This is a genomic window from Enterococcus raffinosus, from assembly GCF_018917525.1.
GTDB lineage: Bacteria > Bacillota > Bacilli > Lactobacillales > Enterococcaceae > Enterococcus_A > Enterococcus_A raffinosus_A.
Genome location: NZ_JAHLOS010000021.1, coordinates 21,446 through 43,183 on the forward strand (window position 1 = coordinate 21,446; position 21,738 = coordinate 43,183).

General features: G+C 42.6%; 23 protein-coding genes. 2 read left to right on the plus strand and 21 right to left on the minus strand.

Annotation, left to right across the window (positions count from 1 at the left end; genetic code table 11):
- Positions 1-17 precede the first annotated feature (17 nt).
- The 13 genes from KQI58_RS13475 to KQI58_RS13535 form a co-directional block, all read right to left on the minus strand.
- Positions 18-1,205 (minus strand): iron-containing alcohol dehydrogenase, encoded by a 1,188-nt coding sequence (locus KQI58_RS13475; protein ID WP_216409598.1) that lies wholly within the window; start codon positions 1,203-1,205, stop codon positions 18-20.
- Positions 1,206-1,269: 64 nt separating this feature from the next.
- Positions 1,270-2,022, minus strand: coding sequence for an alpha/beta fold hydrolase (locus KQI58_RS13480; RefSeq protein WP_216409599.1), 753 nt, complete (start codon positions 2,020-2,022; stop codon positions 1,270-1,272).
- 92 nt (positions 2,023-2,114) lie between these two features.
- Positions 2,115-2,822: a purine-nucleoside phosphorylase gene (deoD, locus tag KQI58_RS13485; RefSeq protein ID WP_048722202.1), complete on the minus strand. Its 708-nt coding sequence runs from the start codon at positions 2,820-2,822 to the stop codon at positions 2,115-2,117.
- Positions 2,823-2,858: 36 nt separating this feature from the next.
- Positions 2,859-3,677, minus strand: a complete 819-nt coding sequence (locus tag KQI58_RS13490; protein WP_216409600.1) for a purine-nucleoside phosphorylase — start codon at positions 3,675-3,677, stop codon at positions 2,859-2,861.
- 26 nt (positions 3,678-3,703) lie between these two features.
- Complete coding sequence (deoB, locus tag KQI58_RS13495; protein ID WP_216409601.1) at positions 3,704-4,876, minus strand: phosphopentomutase; 1,173 nt, start codon at positions 4,874-4,876, stop codon at positions 3,704-3,706.
- A 491-nt stretch (positions 4,877-5,367) separates the two neighbouring features.
- Complete coding sequence (locus KQI58_RS13500) at positions 5,368-6,321, minus strand: ABC transporter permease (protein ID WP_216409602.1); 954 nt, start codon at positions 6,319-6,321, stop codon at positions 5,368-5,370.
- Positions 6,321-7,451, minus strand: coding sequence for an ABC transporter permease (locus KQI58_RS13505; protein WP_216409603.1), 1,131 nt, complete (start codon positions 7,449-7,451; stop codon positions 6,321-6,323). Before KQI58_RS13505 ends, KQI58_RS13500 begins: the two co-directional genes overlap by 1 nt.
- Positions 7,444-8,979, minus strand: coding sequence for an ABC transporter ATP-binding protein (locus KQI58_RS13510; protein ID WP_253295951.1), 1,536 nt, complete (start codon positions 8,977-8,979; stop codon positions 7,444-7,446). Before KQI58_RS13510 ends, KQI58_RS13505 begins: the two co-directional genes overlap by 8 nt.
- Positions 8,980-9,175: 196 nt before the next feature.
- Positions 9,176-10,276: a BMP family lipoprotein gene (locus KQI58_RS13515; RefSeq protein ID WP_049218143.1), complete on the minus strand. Its 1,101-nt coding sequence runs from the start codon at positions 10,274-10,276 to the stop codon at positions 9,176-9,178.
- 59 nt (positions 10,277-10,335) lie between these two features.
- The gene (locus KQI58_RS13520) at positions 10,336-10,728 is read right to left on the minus strand and encodes a cytidine deaminase (protein ID WP_216409605.1); all 393 of its coding nucleotides are present in this window, start codon (positions 10,726-10,728) and stop codon (positions 10,336-10,338) included.
- Between the two features lie 17 nt (positions 10,729-10,745).
- Positions 10,746-11,408, minus strand: coding sequence for a deoxyribose-phosphate aldolase (gene deoC, locus KQI58_RS13525; protein WP_216409606.1), 663 nt, complete (start codon positions 11,406-11,408; stop codon positions 10,746-10,748).
- 62 nt (positions 11,409-11,470) lie between these two features.
- Positions 11,471-12,772: a pyrimidine-nucleoside phosphorylase gene (locus tag KQI58_RS13530; protein ID WP_216409607.1), complete on the minus strand. Its 1,302-nt coding sequence runs from the start codon at positions 12,770-12,772 to the stop codon at positions 11,471-11,473.
- A 139-nt stretch (positions 12,773-12,911) separates the two neighbouring features.
- Positions 12,912-13,931 (minus strand): LacI family DNA-binding transcriptional regulator, encoded by a 1,020-nt coding sequence (locus KQI58_RS13535; protein ID WP_437177532.1) that lies wholly within the window; start codon positions 13,929-13,931, stop codon positions 12,912-12,914.
- A 147-nt stretch (positions 13,932-14,078) separates the two neighbouring features.
- Between KQI58_RS13535 and KQI58_RS13540 the strand changes: the two genes are divergently transcribed.
- Entirely contained in the window at positions 14,079-14,450 is a 372-nt protein-coding gene (locus tag KQI58_RS13540; protein ID WP_216409609.1) for a hypothetical protein, read from the plus strand.
- 24 nt (positions 14,451-14,474) lie between these two features.
- On the plus strand, positions 14,475-15,242 hold the full coding sequence (locus tag KQI58_RS13545; RefSeq protein WP_216409610.1) for an alpha/beta hydrolase: 768 nt from the start codon (positions 14,475-14,477) through the stop codon (positions 15,240-15,242).
- 136 nt (positions 15,243-15,378) lie between these two features.
- Here the strand turns inward: KQI58_RS13545 and KQI58_RS13550 are convergent, their stop codons facing one another.
- The 8 genes from KQI58_RS13550 to KQI58_RS13585 all read right to left on the minus strand — a co-directional run bounded on the left by KQI58_RS13550 (position 15,379) and on the right by KQI58_RS13585 (position 21,704).
- Positions 15,379-16,605 (minus strand): zinc-binding dehydrogenase, encoded by a 1,227-nt coding sequence (locus KQI58_RS13550; RefSeq protein WP_216409611.1) that lies wholly within the window; start codon positions 16,603-16,605, stop codon positions 15,379-15,381.
- Between the two features lie 33 nt (positions 16,606-16,638).
- A complete protein-coding gene (locus tag KQI58_RS13555) occupies positions 16,639-17,502 on the minus strand; it encodes a PTS system mannose/fructose/sorbose family transporter subunit IID (protein WP_216409612.1) in 864 nt (287 codons plus the stop codon).
- A gap of 13 nt (positions 17,503-17,515) precedes the next feature.
- Positions 17,516-18,328 carry a PTS mannose/fructose/sorbose transporter subunit IIC gene (locus KQI58_RS13560; RefSeq protein WP_216409613.1) on the minus strand — a complete coding sequence of 271 codons (813 nt, stop codon included), beginning with the start codon at positions 18,326-18,328 and terminating at the stop codon, positions 17,516-17,518.
- A gap of 28 nt (positions 18,329-18,356) precedes the next feature.
- Positions 18,357-18,845, minus strand: coding sequence for a mannose/fructose/sorbose PTS transporter subunit IIB (locus tag KQI58_RS13565; RefSeq protein WP_216409614.1), 489 nt, complete (start codon positions 18,843-18,845; stop codon positions 18,357-18,359).
- 1 nt (position 18,846) lies between these two features.
- The gene (locus KQI58_RS13570) at positions 18,847-19,260 is read right to left on the minus strand and encodes a PTS sugar transporter subunit IIA (protein WP_216409615.1); all 414 of its coding nucleotides are present in this window, start codon (positions 19,258-19,260) and stop codon (positions 18,847-18,849) included.
- Between the two features lie 73 nt (positions 19,261-19,333).
- Positions 19,334-20,134 (minus strand): SDR family oxidoreductase, encoded by an 801-nt coding sequence (locus KQI58_RS13575; RefSeq protein WP_216409616.1) that lies wholly within the window; start codon positions 20,132-20,134, stop codon positions 19,334-19,336.
- Between the two features lie 173 nt (positions 20,135-20,307).
- Positions 20,308-20,781 (minus strand): GyrI-like domain-containing protein, encoded by a 474-nt coding sequence (locus KQI58_RS13580; protein WP_216409617.1) that lies wholly within the window; start codon positions 20,779-20,781, stop codon positions 20,308-20,310.
- A gap of 56 nt (positions 20,782-20,837) precedes the next feature.
- Entirely contained in the window at positions 20,838-21,704 is an 867-nt protein-coding gene (locus tag KQI58_RS13585; RefSeq protein WP_216409618.1) for a helix-turn-helix transcriptional regulator, read from the minus strand.
- Positions 21,705-21,738 lie beyond the last annotated feature (34 nt).

Genomic DNA, 21,738 nt, shown 5'->3' on the forward strand with positions numbered 1-21,738 from the left:
TTTTCAGTCTAATGCACTTATTCAAAACTGCTTTCTGTTAAGCATGCTGTAAAGATTTCCTTCACTGCTGCTTCGTCCAATGGCACAAAAGCATCCGTCTTAATCGTACTGTGAGCCACCGCTTGTTTTGCCATTTCATCAAATTTTTCTTCATTAATACCAACTTCTGGTAAGGTCATTGGAATACCGCAAGCCTTGAAGTAATCATATAATTTTTGAATCCCGATGCGCGCCGCCATCATTGGCACTCTTTCTTCTACGTCCCAAACATTCCACGCAAAGCTAGCAAATTTATCGACCGTTTCATCATTCAGGGCATATTCCATCCAACGTGGTGTTAAGATTGCTAGACCAACGCCATGAGTAATATCATAAAAGGCGCTCAACTCGTGTTCCATTGGATGACATGACCAAGCACCAGGCTTGCCGTTGCCAGTTAAGCCATTCAAAGCCAAAGTACTTGCCCACATCAGGTTTGCACGCGCATCATAGTCATCAGGATACTTCAACGCAATCGGACAATTTTTGATCACTGACCGCATCAAGCCTTCAGAAACCGAATCTTGGACATCGGTTCCTTCTGTCCGTTTGAAATAATTTTCGATCAAGTGACTCATGATATCGGCAGAACCAGCCGCTGTTTGATACTTGTTCACACTAAAAGTATTTTGCGGATCTAAGAAAGAAACCTTTGGAAGCATTGCTTTGCTTCCAGTTCCTAATTTTTGATGAGTGGCAAGATTAGAGATTACTGCCCCGCTGTTCATTTCACTACCGGTTGCGGCTAAAGTCAGAATCGTCACTAATGGCAACGCCCCGCCTTGATATTTGCGACGCTGCAAGACTAAATCCCAAGCATCTCCTTCAAATTTAGTCGCCGCCGCGACGACCTTCGCACAGTCGATCGTTGACCCGCCGCCGACTGCTAAAATCACATCAACCTTTTCCTTCCGACAGATCTCTGCACCACGACGCACAGTTTCTACACGTGGATTTGGTTCAACACCGGCTAATTCAAAGACTTCGTTGCCGTTCGCCTTCAGCTGTTCCATCACCTTATCGTATAAACCGATCTTTTTAATGCTGCCTCCGCCGTATACGATCAACACTCTTTTGCCGTATTGGTTTAATACTTCCGGCAATTCAGCCAAGCGATCCTTACCAAAACGAATATCCGTCGTTACATGAAAATCAAAATTCTCCATTTAACTTTCCTCCTACTGTTCACTTCTATCCAATAAGCATAAACCAAAGTTTTCCAGAATGGAACTAAGTTCGCTCAGATATACCTAAGTTATCCGCAAAAAATTCCGTAATCTGATCCATCGTGGCAATCTGAACAAAGTGCCGTTCCTCCGCGCTGACAAATGTAATATTGTCTTGCGGATTCGCTTTAATAAAATCAGCGGTATGCTGATAAGGCACCTTTTCATCTTCTGTCCCATGCCAAAAGAATAAAGGACGCCCCGAAATTTTTTCCGGTGCTAAAGATAAATCATACGCTTCTAACCACGAAGTCAGTTGCCGATAATCCTTCGGTAAATAAAATCCTAATTCGCCAGCATGCATAGCGATTCGTTCACGATACTTGATCGGAGCCGGTGAACCCATTACACAAGCAGCTACATTGATTTCCGGATGTTGAGTTAATAGCATGCAGGTGGTAATTCCACCCATCGAAATCCCGCCAACGCCAATTTTCCCCATGACTAATCCAAGATTTTCAAAATAATCCACCAAAAAACCGAACTCGTACAAATTTGTTTGGATACTATCCCAAAAAGTCAGGGAAGGAATCTCCGAAGTTTTCGTCTTACGTTCACCATGATTTGCAGCATCTGGCAGCAATACCCGAAAATTCTTCGCTGCTAATTTTCGCCCTTGCGTCAACACCAATTCCTTCGCCGTTTGCCAGCCATGGTAATAGATGACCAGCGGCAGCGGTTCATAAATTTTGTCTTCTGCGACGACTTCAAGCAATGGAATATTTCCTACTGTGCGTTTACGTACAACTACTTTCATATTGCCCTCCTACTAAGCATTTCTTCTATTATACCTAGTATTCTTAAAATACACGAAAAACCGCCCTTCACGAATGAAGAGCGATTAAGATCTTATTTTGCAATCAATGTTTCCAATCCAACATACATCATATCTTTAAAGGTATTTTGACGTTCTTCTGAAGTGGTTTCTTCACCCGTCACCATGTGGTCGCTGACGGTCATGATTCCTAATGCTTGAACATGGAATTTCGCGCCCAAATAGTACAAGATCGCAGCTTCCATCTCAACACCTAAAACACCATATTCAGCTAATTTGAAGGTTGGTGCTAAATCATCTTTATAGAAAGTATCTTCTGACAGCACATTTCCAACATGAGTAGTAAAGCCTTTTTCCATCGCCACTTTATATGATTTCATCATTAAATCAAAATCAGCAATCGGTGCAAAGTGGAAATCTGGAAAATGTTTTTTCACCATTGAAGAACTTGTCACCGCTCCTTGAGCAATGATCAAATCACGAACGTGGACATCTTTAGACAACGCACCGCAGGTTCCCACGCGAATCAATTTTTTCACGCCATAAGATTGAATCAATTCTTGTGCGTAAATACCAGCAGACGGCATGCCCATCCCAGTACCTTGTACGGACACACGTTCACCCTTATAAGTTCCAGTGTAGCCTAACATGCCTCGCACATTGTTATAGCATTTCGCATCCTCTAAAAAATTCTCCGCGATAAATTTCGCCCGTAACGGATCTCCCGGCAGTAAAATTTTATCTGCGATCTCACCTTGTTTTGCCTCAATATGAACGCTCATTGTATTCCTCCCAACAATATACTTACTTCTATACGATTATAACACCGCTAAGGTTTCTTTGATTAATTTCTTAAAGTCCTCTTTGACACGCTCAGTTGTTTCAACAACTTCAGCATGGTTTAAATTCGCCTGCATGCCCGCCGCTAAGTTGGTAATACAAGAGACACCTAGAACCTTTAGACCACTGTGAGCCGCCACGATGACTTCCGGTACGGTTGACATTCCAACAGCATCCGCGCCGATTGTACGAGCCATGCGAATTTCCGCTGGCGTTTCATAGGTTGGTCCAGTGAAGCCCATGTAGACTCCTTCTTGCAAATCGATAGCCAATTTATTTGCGACTTCACGTGCTTTTTCTTGGTATTCCTTCGTATAAGCTGCACTCATATCTGGGAAGCGTGGACCCATGTTCTCATCATTTGGTCCGATTAACGGATTGGTGCCCATGAAATTGATATGATCGGTAATCAGCATCAAATTCCCTGGTTGGAAGCCTTCGTTCACACCGCCCGCAGCATTTGTCACAACCACTGAATGAATGCCTAAAGCAGCCATGACACGAACAGGATAAGTCACAGTATCCATTGGATTTCCTTCATAATAATGGAAACGACCTTGCATCGCTAATACATTTTTTCCTGACAATTTTCCATAAACTAATTGTCCAGCATGACCAACCACTGTGGAAACAGGGAAATGTGGAATCTCGTTGTACGGAATCACTACAGGATTTTCGATTTCTTCTGCTAATTCACCTAGTCCTGAACCTAGGATCAATCCAAATGCAACATCTGCTACTCCTTTTTCTTGAATATAGCTTGCCGTCTGCTGAATTTTATCTTGTAAGTCTGTCATAAAGGTCTCCTTATATAGAATATTTTTTATTTCAATAATTTTAAGAAGCTTTCGCCATTTTCTGTCGCTGGGACATCAAAGTTTTCGGCGATCGTTGCAGCGATATCTGAATAATAGCCTTGCGGTAATTTTCCTTGTGCTGCCATTTTTTTGCTGTAAACCAAGAAAGGTACATATTCACGCGTATGATCGGTTCCAGTAAAGGTTGGGTCATTTCCATGATCGGCCGTGATCATCAACAGGTCATCCTCTTGCATCGCGTCTAAAATTTCTGGAATTCGTAAATCAAATTCTTCGATGGCATGAGCATAGCCGACAACATCACGACGATGACCGAATAAGGCATCAAAATCTACTAAGTTGGTAAAACTCAAACCAGTGAAATCATTCTTCATTACATCTAGCAACTTGTCAACGCCATCCATGTTGCTCTTTGTGCGAACAGCATCCGTAATTCCTTGGCCATTGAAAATGTCGTTGATTTTACCAACCGCAATTACATCTTTACCATTTTCCTTTAATGAATCCAACACGGTTTTACCGAATGGATCAAGGGCATAGTCGTGACGATTGCTTGTTCGAGTAAAGTTACCAGGTTCACCAACATAAGGACGTGCAATAATTCGACCAATCATGTAAGGATCATCCTTCGTAATATCACGAACATATTGACAAATTTTGTACAATTCTTCTAACGGAATGATTTCTTCATGGGCTGCAATCTGCAATACAGGGTCAGCAGACGTGTAGATAATCAAATCACCGGTCTTCATTTGTTCTTCGCCAAAGTCCTTGATAACTTCAGTTCCGCTATAAGGCTTATTGGCCCCCATAATAATTCCGCGACCAGAAAATTCAGAGATTTGATCAAGCAACTCTTGCGGGAAGCCTTCAGGAAAGACACGGAAAGGGGTTTGGATATTCAATCCAGCAATTTCCCAATGACCCGTCATGGTATCTTTGCCGACAGAGATTTCTTCTAATTTTGTCGCATAGCCATCATGATCGGCAACATCCTTCACACCTTTTAGTGGACGAATCGTTCCAAGACCAAGCTGTTCCAAATGCGGAATGTTCAATCCAGCTTCTTCTGCAATATGACCTAAAGTATCTGAACCGACATCTCCAAATTTTTCAGCATCCGGTGCTTCTCCGATACCGACTGAATCCATTACGACTAAGTGAATGCGCTTAAACATTTCTATTCCCTCTTTCTATTTATTTATATCAAAATAAGTAAGGCGAAACCTACTTATATATTTAACAAAACCATTGTACTGCTAAACTGACTGACACAGCTCCAGTATATTGGGTTCTTACTGTTCCGTAAAATAAAAGCTATTCTGTGCTAGAACTGTGGGACTGGCAGCTAATTCGATTTATGGTATTAACTTTTTCAAAAGCGAAAAAGTTAGTTTGATCCTCATAACGCATACCATCCAACTAAACCTCGCGTATTTATGTGTGATTTAAAAATTTTATTTTTGCTAGTCCAACCTTGAGCAACTGCGAAAGTTGGACTGGCAGCTAGCTCAGTTTAGCGGAATTCATTTTTCAAGAACCGCGAAAAATGATTCTATCATCGTACGCATACGATTCCACTAATCGCGCTGAAGCGCGAAGTGGAACTCGTAAAAAGGGCGTGACTAAGAACATTGTCCCATAGCCCCACCCTTTAATAACGAAAGAATTATTTTGATTTGATGTAATTGACACCGTCTGCTTTTGGTGCTGCTGCTTTTCCTAGGAAAATGACCAGTACCACGATGGTTAAGACGTATGGTGCTGATTGTAGATACACGTCTGGAATTTGTGAAATGATCGGTAAGTTTGATCCTGCGATACTCAAGTTTTGTGCGAATCCGAAGAAGATCGCAGCCCCCATCGCACCTAACGGATTCCATTTACCAAAGATCATCGCTGCTAGTGAAATGAACCCTTGACCAGCGATGGTTGTTTGCGCAAAACGTCCAGCGATGGATTGTGCAAAGACTGCTCCACCCATTCCACCAAGGAAACCAGAAATCAAGACACCCGAGTAACGCAAGGCGTAAACATTGATTCCCAAAGTATCAGCTGCCTGTGGGTTTTCACCGACAGAACGTAATCGTAAGCCAAAACGTGTTTTAAAAATTATGAACCAAGAAATTACCGCGACCAAAATCGCAAAATACGCTGGCAAACTTGTATTTTTAAAGAAAAGATCACCAAGTACAGGAATCTTGCTTAATACAGGAAAATCAAAGTAACCAAATTGCTGTTGGATCGTATCTGTTTGGCCTTTTCCATAAATAACCTTAATTAGGAAAATCGCTAATGGCGGTGCCAATAGATTCATTACAGTACCACTGATAATATGATCCGCACGGAAGCTGACTGTCGCTACCGCATGCAGTAACGAAAATGCCATTCCTGCTAAGCCGCCGACTAAAACACCCAACCAAGGAGTCATTGCGCCAAATTGATCGGCAAAAGCTAAGTTAAAGACTACTGAACTAAATGCCCCTGCAACCATGATTCCTTCCAAACCAACGTTAACGATCCCGCTGCGTTCAGAAAAGACCCCACCTAAAGCCGTTAAAATCAACGGTGCTGAATACACAAGTGTCTGAGCAATAATTGAAGCTACTAAATCCATATTCATCAGACTTTGCCCCCTTTTTCAGATTCTTCATTCGGAGCACTTTCTATTTCTTGGACAGTTGCGACTTCTTTTTTACCGCCCATGACTTTAGCTAAACCAACACGTACGATGTAGTTGATGGCTACGAAGAAGATGATCAACGGAATTACACTATTGGCCAATTCACTTGGAATACCTGAAAACTGCATCCCTTGTCCGCCGAGCTTCAAGATACTGAACAGCAATGCGGAAAGTAAAATTCCCACTGAGCTTCCATTTCCTAACAGCGAAACAGCCATTCCGTCAAACCCGATGCTGACAGATGTTCCTTGAACAAAGTAATTCATAAACGTTCCTAGTCCATAAACCACACCACCAAGACCTGCTAAGGTACCTGAAATGATCATTGAGATTACGATCGTGCGTTTACTGCTCATCCCAGCATATTCAGAGGCAAAAGGATTCAAACCAACAGAACGAATTTCAAAACCTAGCGTTGTTCGTTTCATTAAGAACCATACAAGCACTAAGAAAACTACTGCTAAAATAATCCCCATGTTGACCCGTGAACCGCCAAATAAGTTTGTTAACCAAGGTTCGCGTAATGACGCATTCAAGCCGACACCTTTGGTTACACCTTTGTTTGAAATGATATCTGGTGACATTACATGGTTAACAATATGATTCGCTACGTACAGGATCACATAGTTCATCATGATCGTTACGATAACTTCACTGGTTCCAAAGAATGCTCGCAACACTCCAGGAATCGCTGCAGCCGCAGCTCCGGCCAAAGCACCAGCGATGATCGCTAATGGTAAAACAACGAATTTCGGTGAATCCGGCATACTTAAGGCAACCCAGATACTTGCGACCCAGCCGCATAAAGCTTGCCCAGATAACCCGACGTTAAAGAATCCTGCCGAGTTGGCAACGGAGAACCCAAGAGCGGTAAAGATCAACGGACCTGCACCCACCAAAATTTCTCCAATCGACATTTTGCTTTGGAACGCGGAACTGAACATCGCGTTATAGCCTTCAATCGGATTAAATCCAAACACTAACATTAAAACAGCACCAAGAACAAATCCTAAAATAACTGAAATAATCGGTACTAAAATATTTCTAATTCTTTCTGAGCGATCATTCATTTGTCTCACCAGCCTTTGCTAATTCTGCTCGCGCTTCTTCTAAACTATAGCCGGCCATCAATAGCCCAAGCTCGTTTTCAGAAGTTTCTTTCGGATCTACGATACCAACGATCTCCCCTGCATGAATAACCGCGATACGGTCAGAGACATTCAAAATTTCATCTAACTCAAAACTTACTAACAGTACGCCTTTTTGCTTGTCGCGCTGTTCAACCAAACGTTTGTGGATATATTCGATCGCCCCAACATCCAGTCCACGAGTTGGCTGTGATACGATCAATAGATCTGGATCACGATCCACTTCCCGCGCAATAATCGCTTTTTGCTGATTCCCGCCTGATAGTGAAGCAGCTGGTGCTTTTTCACTAGTCGTTCGTACATCGTATTCTTCAATCAAGCGTTTTGCGTAACGGTCGATTTCCCCATAGTTCAAGATACCTGTCTTACTGAATGGTTCATGATAATACGATTGCAGTGCAATATTTTCTGATAACGGCAACGGTAGAATCAAACCATATTTATGACGGTCTTCCGGCACATGTCCGACACCCGTTTCAGTAATATGACGCGGTGCTTTTCCTGTGACGTCTTTTCCGCTAATTGTGACAGTTCCGCTTTCGACTTTGCGCAAACCAGTTAACGCTTGAATCAGCTCTGTCTGACCATTGCCGTCGATTCCGGCAATCCCGACAACTTCGCCGCGATGGACATCCAGTGAAAGATTCTTCACTGCTTCTAAGCCGCGACTTTCTTTTACAACAAGATCCTTGATTGAAAGAACGACTTCGCCCGGCGTTGCTGGTACCTTATCTGTTTTGAATGAAACAGAGCGCCCCACCATCATATCGGCTAATTGTTGCGAGCTGACATCTTTGACGTCGACCGTTCCTATGTATTGTCCCCGACGAATGACTGAACAGCGATCCGCAACTTTTTTAATTTCATCTAACTTATGAGTAATTAGAATAATGGATTTGCCCTCATTGATAAGGCCTTCCATAATCGTAATCAGCTCATCAATTTCTTGCGGTGTTAATACTGCCGTTGGTTCATCAAAAATTAGAATATTCGCGCCACGATACAAGGTTTTCAAAATTTCAACCCGTTGCTGCATCCCAACTGAAATATCGCGAATATACGCATCCGGATCAACCTTCAATCCATATTCTTCTGATAGACGAACGATTTCGGCCTTAGCTTTCTTTTTGTCCAGCATGCCGTTTTTCTTCGGCTCGCTGCCTAAAATAATGTTCTCTGTGACGGTAAAGGCATCCACTAACATGAAATGCTGATGGACCATTCCGATCCCTAATTGATTGGCTTTCGTTGGGCTTGAGATATCGACGGGTTGACCATCCATTAGAATCTCACCAGAAGTTGGCTGTAATAGCCCAGACAAGACATTCATCAATGTTGATTTTCCAGCGCCATTTTCACCTAGAAGCGCGTGAATCTCGCCCTTTCGAATCTGAAGATTGATGTTGTCATTTGCTTTAAACGTACCAAATTGCTTGGTGATATTGCGCATCTCAATGACATTTTGTTCTTCTGTCACTTTCTTTTCACATCCTATCGCTTTTTAAAACCTGACAAAACATTGCAACGCTAAGGGCGTTCTTCCCTTAGACAAATCAAGCACAGGCTGTGACTTGTCTAAAAGAAGAAAACTTTTTTTAAAAGAGGACCATAGCCTCACGCGTTGGAGACTATGGTCACCTGAATAATTATTTCTCAGGAGTTTCTGGAACTTTGATGTCGCCAGCAGAAACTTTTTCTTTTGCTTCTTTAACAGCTGCTTTCGCATCGTCTGAAAGATAGCCGTCTGTTAAATCAACACCGCCGTCTTTTAAACCAAATGATAAGTGTTTGCCGCCAGGGAATTTGTCATTCAATGCATCCGTAGAGATTGATTGAACCGCTGCGCCAACGCCTTTAAGTGTTGAAGTCAAGCAGAAGTTGCTTTCTTTACCGTCTTTAGATTTGTATTTGCCATCGTTTTGTTGGTCGCTATCGACACCGATAACCCAAACTTTGTCAGCTTCGTCAGCTTTTTCGTTACGTGCTTTCGCTTCTGAGAAGACCCCTTGACCAGTACCGCCTGAAGCATGATAAATGATGTCTACGCCAGCATTGTACATATTCGCTGCCAAAGCTTTCCCTTTAGAAGGATCACCAAATGAAGCCGCATATTGTACGTCTACAGAAATGTCTTTGTCTAATTTTTTAGCAGTATCTTTTACCCCTTGAACGAAACCAGCTTCAAAGCGGTCGATTACGGCACCTTCTTCACCACCGACAAAACCTAATTTATTTGATTTTGTTGTTTCAGCTGCTGCTACACCTGCTAGGTAAGCTGCTTCTTGGTCTTTAAATGTTGCTGATGCAACGTTATCTTTGTCTTCAATCACTGAGTCAATGATAACGAAGTTTGTATCTGGGTTTTGATCTGCTGCTGCTGAGATTGGATCAGCTAGTAAGTAACCAATCCCGAAGACTGTTTTGAAACCGTTAGTAACAGCTTGTGAAATATTTTGTTCATATTCAGAAGCATCGTTTGATTGGATATAGTTATATCCGCCAGTACCTTTTTTGATATCGTGTTCTTTTCCCCATGCTTGAAGACCTTCCCAAGCACTTTGGTTAAATGAACGGTCGTCCACCCCACCAATGTCTGTTACGATTGCTACACTGTGTTTTGCATCGTCTTTGGCCGCTCCGCCTGAAGAATCAGTTGAACCGCCGCCATTACCGCCGCCGCAAGCTCCTAGAGTCAGCAATGCTGCCATTGCCACGGTACCTAGGCCAAATAATTTTGCTTTTTTCATTTCTGTAAAGCCCCCTAAATATGTTTTTTTCAACAGTCCTGCGACTGAATGAACATGGTTTATAAATCTTTGTCAGTAAAGGTATACGGCAGTAACTCTCCAACGGTCATTTCTTTTGTTACACCGTTGTCACCGACTAAGGTTACTGGCATCGCTGGATCGCAAAATTCCGCCATAACTTGACGACAAGCGCCACATGGAGAAATCGGTTCTGGTGTGTGACCAGCGACCACAAGATGACTAAAGGCTCTTTCGCCTTCCGAAACAGCTTTAAAAATGGCTGTTCGTTCCGCGCAATTCGTTAAGCCGTAAGAAGCATTTTCAATATTGATTCCTTGATAGGTTTTTCCTTCTTTTGTCACGAGACACGCGCCAACAGGAAATTTTGAATATGGGACGTACGCTTTGTCGAGTGCTTCAACTGCGATATCGATCCATTCTTGTTTACTCATGTATACTGCCTCCGCTCTTAGTACCCCGTACCAGATAGGCCGTTCATAATAGCAACACCTGAGCTGGCACCTAAACGTGTTGCTCCTGCTTCGATCATTGCTGCTGCTTCTTTCGCGTTGTGGATACCGCCGGAAGCCTTAACACCCATTTCTGGTCCAACCGTTTCACGCATCAAACGTACATCTTCGACCGTTGCGCCACCAGTTGAGAAGCCAGTAGAAGTTTTAACAAAATCTGCTCCAGCTGCTTTCGCTAATTCGCAGGCTTTGACTTTTTCTTCATTCGTTAATAGAGAAGTTTCGATGATCACTTTGACTAAAGCTTTATCCTTTGCGGCTGCTACGACTGCTTCGATATCTTTTTGAACTTTTTCGTCGTTGCCGTCCTTCAATTCGCCAATGTTGATAACCATATCTACTTCATCCGCACCATTTTGAATCGCATTTGCTGCTTCGAATGCCTTTGTTTCGGTAGTATTTGCGCCCAATGGGAATCCGATCACCGTACAAACCGCAACAGGTTCACCTTGCAGTTCTTTGGCTGCAAGTGATACCCAAGTTGGATTAATGCAGACAGAATAGAAGCGGTATTTCTTTGCTTCTTCAATAATCTTCATAACCTCTTCTTTGCTAGCATCTGCTTTTAAAATTGTGTGGTCGATCATTCGATTTATTTCCATTTCTGACCCTCGCTTCTTTCATTATAATATACTTTTTATTGTTACAAAAAAGTTTTAAATACTTATTCTGTAATAATATCGTGGATTAAAATAGGCTCTTTTGGCGCTTCACCAATCGAAATATTTTGATAAAGTAATTTTTTCACTTCGTCAATTTCATTGGAGTTCGCGTAGATTGTTAATAGCGATTCACCTTCAGCAACTTTGTCGCCAATTTTTTTATGCAGCTTGATACCAACAGCATGATCGATATCTTCTTCTTTTGTTTTGCGACCCGCGCCTAATAGCATTGCGGCAATCCCAATTTCATTAGCTACTAATTCAGTGACATAACCCGAACTTTTAGCTGGTAACTCAATTTCATATTTAGCGGTTAAAATCTTATCTGTTTGATCAATTACTGTTACATCTCCGCCCTGATCCTTAACCATCTCACGGAATTTTTCGAGCGCCTTACCTGAATGAAGCGCTTCTTCCAACATCACTCTGGCTTCTTCCAACGTCGCTGCTTTACCTGCCAGAACAACCATTTGACTCCCCAGCACATAGCACATCTCCGTGAGATCTGCTGGCCCATTGCCCTTCAAGGTATCAATCGCTTCAACGATTTCCAAACTATTTCCAATTGCTTCACCTAGCGGCTCAGACATATCCGAAATCACAGCCATCGTTTGACGTCCAGCAAGCTTCCCAATGCGAACCATGGTTTTCGCTAAGCGCTTGGCATCCTCAATGTTCTTCATGAAGGCCCCTTCACCAGTAGTCACATCTAAAACGATCGCATCTGCACCCGCCGCGATTTTTTTACTCATAATCGAGCTGGCAATCAAAGGGATTGAATCCACAGTTGCCGTTACATCCCGCAACGCATACAGCTTTTTATCCGCCGGAGCCAGATTTCCTGACTGACCAATCACGGCTACTTTGCTCTTGTTCACGATATCAACAAATTCTTGATCCGACAATTCGATTTTAAAGCCAGGGATTGATTCGAATTTATCTAAGGTACCGCCGGTAAACCCAAGACCGCGTCCAGACATTTTTGCTACAGGGACACCGACACTCGCTACAAGTGGTGCTAGAACCAAGGTTGTCGTGTCACCAACACCGCCAGTGGAATGCTTATCCACCTTCACACCCTCAATGGATGACAAGTCAATGATATCACCTGAGTTTGCCATAGCTAAAGTTAAATGAGAAATTTCCTCATCCGTCATGTCCTGATAAAAGATCGCCATTAACAAAGCGCTCATCTGATAATCTGGAATACTTCCGTCTGTATAGCCATCAATAATGAAGTCGAGTTCTTCTTTTGATAGGGCTTTACCATCTCTTTTTTTTTCGATCAAATCTACCATTCTCATAGGTTTTCCTCCAAGCTTCAAAAGATATTATACAATAAAATGGCGAAAGGTAAACCACTTTAGTAAAACAGTTTACTAAATACAGAAGCGCTTTCTGTTAGCGCTGCCATCGTTACTATAACGGGTACTCGCCCCGTTGTCAACCCTGATCTACTTCTTTCACACTCTCACGAATAATTAATTTAGTTTGGAAGATTTTATTCGGAATTCGCTGAGAAGGGAAATTAATCGCGTCAACTAAAAATTTAGCTGCTGAAAAGCCGATCTCGCTACTCGGCTGGAAGACTGTTGTCAAAGGTGGAACCATGTATTCACTGACCTCTAAGCCGTCAAATCCCACGACCGAAATGTCCTCAGGAATTTTTAATCCCGCCTCATAAATCGCTTGATAGCAGCCCAGAGCCATTTCATCATTTCCGCAAAATATCGCCGTAATTTCCTTATTCTTTAATACTTCTCTTGCCGCATGATAACCGCCAGAGATTGTTAATTGTCCAGAACAAATATAGCTTTCTTCAAATGGCAATTGATATTCAAAAACCACCTGTCGATAGGCCTTCACCCGCTCGGTCAATTGGTAATAACCTTGGCTTTCTTTTAACATACCAATATGACGATGCCCTTTATCTACCAACATCCGCAGGACTTCTTGTGCTCCAGCGTATTCTTCGACTAGTAGCTGACCCCAATCGCGATCATTCAAGCCTCGGTCAATCAAAACAATCGGGTGTTTACGGTAGAAATCACTGCCCAGCTTGTGTTCACCCTCTAGTTGATTCGGTGTCGCCAACAAGATTCCGTCTACTGATCGATGCGACAATTCATTTAAATAACGTTTTTCTTGTTCAATGTCATGGCGGGAATTACACAAAATAATCATATAGCCTAAAGGGTTTAAATAACTCTCTACCCCTTCAATCACTTTTGAGAAAAAAAAGTCCGTTACATCGGGCACAATCATTCCAATCGTTTTCGAATGACGATTAATCAAATTCGCCGCAAAAAAATCCGGTTTATATTGATATTCTTCAACGATCGCTAATACTTTTTTGCGCGTCTGTTCGCTGAAGCGACTGCCCTTATTATTTAAAATCTGCGAAACAGTCGTTACGGAAACGCCTGCCATCTCAGCGATTTCTTTTATGGTGATCTTCATCATGGTCCTTCTCTCTGCGTTTTTTTTAAGTGTAGCAAAGGAAAAAATAGAAAGAAAGCCTTTTTCATCAAAACACAAGACTTCTTACTTGCCCTGTAAAAAAAAGAGCGTAAATTAAAGACTGTAATAAATCAGAAGGCAGGTGAGAAAATGTTAGACGTTTTAGGAGCAATCAACAATCTACGCTGGACAACAGAGCATCATTTTCTGCACATCAAAAATCAACACGAATTTATGCGTATCTGGGCAGTTCAATTTGAACTCGCTTATACTGATTTTCGCGTGATCCAAATGGCGCTGCAGCTAGACAAGCAAACGACATTGCTGCAACGTTTTACAAAAGCCTATGATGCAGTCTATCAATACGAATATGAATTCGTGAAAGGCGGACTGGAAGGCTTCAACCAGCAATTCGGCAACCAAATCGAGGCCTATGACGAAGCTCAGCAAAGGTTATTAGTTATCTTAGATGAATTATTGCAGCAACAGCCTCAGGTAACCGCAGAAAACAATTTGATTTAAATACAGTAAAAGAAGTGAGATACGATGATCAAAGATTATATATACGATGAAGAACACCAACTAACTTTAGACATTTATGAGCCAGAGACTATCAAAGCCGCGATCATTTTAATTCATGGCGGCGGTTGGTTTCGCGGTGATAAAGCCAAAGAAACAGCTTTAGCAGAAAGACTGATGACGGATGGCTTCCTCGTTGTCGCGCCCAATTATCGCTTAGCTCCAGAGCATATCTTCCCCGCTGCTATGGACGACCTGCTGAAGGTCTATGACTGGCTAGCAAATAGCACGTATCCAGTAAAAGGAAAGATCACTACCCTTGGTTCTTCAGCTGGCGGCAATCTAGCAATTGAATTAGCTTTGCAAAAGGGCATTCCTGCCGCTTCTTGGTCAGGCATTATCGATCTTTATGATTGGGTGGAGCAACATCCCGAAGTCGTACCTGCGATGAATCAAAAACCTGATTTTGACAAACAAGCTAGTGGAAAAATCGATCAGGACGGCACGAACGATGCCTTTTACAAATGGTTTATCTTGAATTACGTGAATCAGGATCTGGAGCTTTTAAAACAAGCAGATCCTTTATCCCGCGTTTCAAATAACAGTGGGCCAATTTTCATTGCCAACTCACTGAATGAATTAGTTCCTTTGTCTGGCGTTTATAAATTACAAAGCGCTCTGGCTGAAAAAGGCATTCCCAGTGAAGCAAAATTGATCACTGGAACGGTTCATGGTGAGGGCTACTCAGATATCGCCTATCAAGCAACCGTGCAGTTTCTAAAAGAGAATCTATAAAATGAACTACCGCAGAAACAGTTCTTTTCTGCGGTAGTTCTCTTTTTATATTTAGGTTAATTCAACTCTAAAATACGAACATTAAAAAAGCTGAAATACTGAAAACAACCAATTAATTCATTTACTTAATTTAATTTTAAATATTTGGATAATTTTTCAGAACATAGTTTTCGGCCTTTTGACTCCATATACCGTCGGTTTCAGCCAGAATCGCGCCTAATTCTGAATCCTCAGCAATCTCCGAGATTTTTTTCAATTCTGATTGCTTGTGGGTGTATACCAATTTTTTTCCACCGCCGATCGCTGGTTGATTCAACGTGGTTTCTCCTACTGCATCCAAACCTAAGATGTGGGTCACGACATTGGCCACTTTGACCTGTTTTTCTTCAATTAACTTAACGGCTTTACGCATGTCCTCAGTATTCCCGCCAGAGGTTCCTACAAAGTGTGTAAAGGAATAATGTACGTCATAGAAATTTACTGGTGCTGAAAATTCTTTATCCTGCGGACCAGCAAAGAAGTTTAGGCAACCATCCGGATTCAACATTGCTGCAGCCTCTGTCACGACCGCTGCGACTGGGATCATTACGAAGATATCGTCGAAGCCGCCGCCAACCGTTTCCTTTAACAGACTAACTTGATCGTCAACATCCGCGACATTCACATAAGAAACCTCGATCCCACCTTGACTTGGATAAAGCTTTGCCGCACGTGCTAATTTTTCTGCGTCGCGATCGGTTACTACTAGTTTCTTGGGTTTAATCGGACCATGCAGGGCATAATCGATCGCTAGTAACCCCATCGGACCCGTACCACCCATAATCAATAAATTACCATCGGCCTTAATCCCCATCTTGTGTTCATAAGAACCTTCTTTTAAGTGATAATTGGCTTCAAAAGCACCGATCACACAAGACAGCGGTTCAATCAATGAGCCTTCAAAATACGTATCGCCTTTGTAGGGAATCAAGCAGTCCTGATTCATGACATCTTCCGAGATCACAATATAGGTCGCATCGCCGCCAGTATAAGGATACGAATAGCCGGGACAATCTGGCCGATCTGGTAATTGCAGGTTCGCCTGTAAAACATAGCGCTCCCCTTTTTTATACTTATGCGCCCATTTCCCACCAACTTCAAGCAGTTCGCCGCAAAATTCATGACCGATGATAATCGGATTATCTGCTAAATCATTGGGTGCTTTTTTATGATCTGCCCCTTGATTGGCTAATTTCCATGTCGACATACAAATGCTGTCAGTGATGACCGAAGCCAAGATTTCATTTTCTTTGATTTCTGGTAATTCAAATTCCTCCAAACGTAAATCCTTCTTACCGTATAAACGCACTGCTTTCGTTTTCACTGCTGTTCCCCCTAGTTTCTTCTATTAATAATGCTAAGCTAAAATACCTAACCAATACCCGATGATTCCGACTGCGAATAAAACAAAGATTAAAACAATCGGACTGACCTTTTTCTTCAATAAATACATCATCAATAGTGTTAAGCCTAACGCTGGCAATCCCGGTACCAAGTCATCCAAGACATTTTGCACCGTTGTGATAACTGTTTTGCCATCCGCACCTGGTGTTTCCGATACAACTAATGGAATATTGACAGTCGTCCATTTCGTTACCAAGACCCCCATGATGAACAATCCTAAAATTGTCGCGCCTTCAGTCAATTTTTGTAATAAATTACCAGATAGATCTTTAACAATGTCCATTCCTTTACTGAAACCGTAAGTTAAACCAAACCACTTCATCGCCAAACGAATCGCATTAAAGGCCACAAAGAACAAGATTGGTCCCATCACATTTCCAGATAAAGCCAAGGAAGCACCTAATGCTGCGGTGATCGGCCGCAAGGTTCCCCAAACCAACGGATCACCGACACCAGCTAACGGTCCCATCAAGCCGACCTTCAAACTATTGATTGTTCCATCATCAATATCCGCGCCGCTTGCCCGCGCTTCCTCCATCGCCATCGTTACGCCGATAACCGGCCCACAAACGGCTGGTGTTGTATTGAAGAAGGTCAGATGGCGTTTCAAAGCTTCCGCTTGTTCTTCTTTTGTTTTATACACACGGCGGATCGTTGGAATCATGTCTACACAGAAAGCCAACGCGTGAATCCGTTCAAAGTTAAAGGATGCCTGCTGAAAATTTGAAAAGACGAACGTCGTCATCAAATCTTTTTTGGTTAATTGTGATTGCGCATAAATATCTTTTTTTGTTTCTGCTATTGAAGTATTTTCCATTTTAGAATTCCTCCTAATCTTCTAACTCATCATCAGCTAACTCGCCAGCAACGACCGCCGCCACTTGATTGCCCTGAACTTCATTTTTCTTAAAATTCGGATTCAGCTGCACATAGATTAAGGCAGTGATCAAGCCAATAATCCCGAAGGCCAATAAGCTGAACTCTAAGTAGCCGCCCATAACGAACCCAAGATAGAAGAATGGCATCAGGTAAGCGACACTCATCATGTTCAGCACCATCGCATACCCGACCACAACGATAAAGCCGCCGGCTACCGCCAATCCACCAGTAATCACATCGGGAATCATGTTCAACATGTTCGTCACCATTTCTGCACTAACGAATGCTGCTACGATGGTTGCAGGAATAGCGACACGTAACGCCTGAATAAATAGGGCACTAAAATGTAGAAAGATAATTTTATTGAAATTGGCTTTTTCCGCTTCACGATCTGCTGCATGCTGGAAAGCCACCGTAATTGTTCGCGCGATAACCGTCAATACCTGACCAGCCGCCGCAACAGGCAAAGCAATCGCGATTCCTGATTGAATATCCTGTTGACCAACCACAACTAAAATCGTCGAAATGACACTCGCCAACGCCGAATCCGGTGATTGCGCCGCACCAATATTCATCCAGCCCAGAGCGATCAGCTCCAACGTTCCACCTAAGATAATTCCGGTCTGCACATCGCCTAAGATCAATCCAACCACCGTACAAGCAATCAACGGTCGATGCGTCTGGAACTCATCCAACACACTACCCATTCCACATACACAAGAAAAAAGAAAAATAAAGACAATTTGTACTACTGATAATTCCATTTTTGTGTCCTCCTCGTTATATAGCTGCTTAGAAACCTGCTTCTTTCAGTTTTTCTTCAAAATTTCCCTTTGGATCAGTCGCGACAACCCGAAGATCCAGCTCCACGCCTGCTGCTTCTAACTTACGAAACGCTTCTGCTTCTGTCTGATCCACTGAAACAGCCTTAGTGATTTGCGTCCGGCCTGTTTTGAATTGCATCCCACCGATATTAATGGAGCTGATCGGAATCTGCATTTCCACCATTTCCAAAACCTCCATCGGATTCGTAAATAAATAGAAGACTGTTTCATCTGCATACTTCGGATTGTTGTAGACCTTCACCGCTTTTTCTGGATCAACGATATTCACCTTGATTCCTGGCGGTGCCGCTTGTTTCACCAATGTTTTACGAATTTCGTCATTGGCGACTTCTTTGCTAACGACAATAATTCGTTTCGCGCCCGCTTCCTTCGCCCAAACCGTTGCGACCTGACCGTGAATCAACCGATCATCAATCCGTGCTAAATTGATTTTCATCTTAAAACTCCTCCTCTTCTTCAATCACCTGTTGTTTAAACGCTTTCACTGTATCGCAGGGAATACTTGTAGCATGATTCACAATATCCTGCAGACTTTTACCCAACATACTGGCTACTTCCAAGACGATCGGCAGCGACATTCCTGATACGACCTCGATCTCTCGGCCAGGATTTTTCATTGCTACTGCACAGCTGGCATTGTAAGGTGTTCCGCAAAATAAGTCCGTTAACACCAGATAAGACGCCTTCTCTTCACACATTGCCGCAGAAATCTTTTCTTGGATCGTGTCCAAGCCCTCTTCCTTCAAAAATTCCACTGATTCAAAATCAGGCAGTGCGCCAAAAATCATTTCCGCGGAATTCTTCATCTCATGAGCCAGCTTGCCATGAGCTACTAAAATTACTTTGTTCATAAGTCCCTCCCAGTTCTGTATTGATTGATAATTCTGCCGACCGCACATTTCCCACAATCAGCAGAATCAAAAATTACCCTCGTGTTTTGCCGCCAGCGACGTTGACGGTAACGCCATCCACATAGCTTGAACGACCAGAAATAAAATAAGCCACCAAATCTGCCACTTCACTTAATTTTCCGTCGCGGCCTAAAGGAATTGTCTTGGTATTGGTGTAGCCAGCGCGTAATTGTTCAACTGAAATCCCCCGTGTATAGGCTAAGGCTGTTTCATACTCGATCGTACGTAACCCTGTTTCTTCCATAATCCCAGGAGCGATCCCAACAACGCGGACGCCTTTTTTTCCTAACTCTTTAGCCCATGAACGAGTGAAGCTGTTCACCGCGGCCTTCGTCGCCGCATAGACGCTTTGGCCTTCCGAACCTTCTAATCCACATTCCGAAGACATATTGATGATGACACCATAGCCTTGTTCAACCATTACACGACCAACTGATTGCCCCATTAAGTAGACACCCTTTTGATTAATCGCGATCATCTTATTAAAAATCTGTTCGTTGATTTGGAACTTCCCGTCTTCGGTCATTTTTTCATCGACCAGCAAAGCTGGAATGTTAATGCCGGCATTATTCACTACCGCATCGATCGATTGATACTTCGCCACCGCTGCTTCTACCGTTCGTTCTACCGATTCAGGTGAAGTAACATCCGTTTGACTGAAAAATAGCTTCTCGTGTGTAAATGATCCTTCGCGTAAATCCGCGTTAACAACATTGATCCCTAATTCGCATAATTCTTTAACAATGGCCGCACCAATTCCTGATGAGCCTCCCGTAACAATGACCGTCTTTCCTTCTACATCTAACCAATCCATTGTAAACGCCCCTTTTAACATTTGTGATTTCTTTTTAACATTTGTTGCACCTTTATAGTAACCGCAGAGGAAAACGTTGTCAATAACTTTTTGCAACTTTTTTAAAAGTGAATCACAAAAGTGCAAAAAGGCGTAAAAAAAAGACGAGTCCTTCAACTCGTCCCAATAGCTAATTATTCATACACCAATTCCATAATTGTTTCCTGCAGTTCTTCAGGTATCTCCTCATCACTTAAATAATACTCATAGGAAATCCCGCTGAATTTCCCTCCGATTCGTTTAATCTCATCCATCATGGCGAAATAGGGCTCAGTCATATCATCATAGCGCCCGACATAAAGTGCTGACAAAGCTTTATAGGACGGAAGAAAATAGCTGTCGCTTTCGATCTCCGCAGCATTTTTGACTTCCTCTGCCACAGGAAAGCCTACCTCCATTTCGATGGCTGTTTCATCTAGTCCGCCATTTTCATCCATGTTTTTGTAGGATACAAACGGCGTGCTTAAAATTTGGATGCCCTGCTCTTGGATGAAACCGCCCAGCTTCATAAAGGTTGGTCCAATGACTTGAGGAATTTCTTCGACCTTCACCGTAAAGGTTTGAGAAAGAATCCATTGATCTGGTTTAACAATTTGTTCAAATTTCATTGATGTCGCCTCCTTTTTCTTAAGTGTAACGAATAAAAGTGCCAGAACATGTCATATTAAAAATGATTTTCATAGAATGCCCCAACGTAATTTAAAACCTTCTCGCGAATCCAATACGGACCAAGAATTTCAACATTCTTGCCGAGCGGAATTAAAAAGCGATAAAGATCATCAAATTCCGTGAAGGTCAAAGTCGCATCAAAGCTACTGTCAGGATTGTCCGTCCAAGCAAAATCCGCGAACTCGGCATATTTTTTATAAGCGATCCGTTTGCTGAAACGCAGGTGAACAGATAGCTGAGGAAATATCAACACTTCCTCTGGAAACGGATAGTCGATCGGCTCTTTTAAAACAACGCTTCTGATTTGTTTTAAGGGAAATAATTCCCATTCTCGCTTGCTTAATTCCCACGCCAGCAAATACCACGTTTGATACTTGTACATTACTCGTTTTGGTGCTAAAGACAAGAGTCGGGTTTGTCCATATTCAGTGTGATAGACACAGTCAATCTCACAATGATTGAATAACGCCTCTTTGATTTGCTCAAAGGTTTGGCTGGTAATCTCTGTCTGACTCAAATCGACCTCCAGCCATTCGCTCCAATCATAGACCGTGCCCATTTTCTTCAGCAAGTCTTCTGTATCAGCTAACCCCACGGATTGCAATAAGTGCAGGGCTAAAAACAGATCATCCTGCTCCGTCTTATCGATCAAGGCATTACTAACATGATAGGAATCATCCAAAAAAACCCCGCCATTTCGCCCTTTATTGGCATAGACCGGAACTCCCGCTAAACTTAGCGCATCGACATCACGATAGATCGTCCGAACTGATACTTGGAACCGCTCCGCCAATTCCTTTGCGGTGACTTGCTTGCGGCTCAATAAAATTAAGGTTGTTTGAAGCAAACGAATAACTTGCATGGCTCCTCCTTAAATAGAAAAAGATAGGACTCAC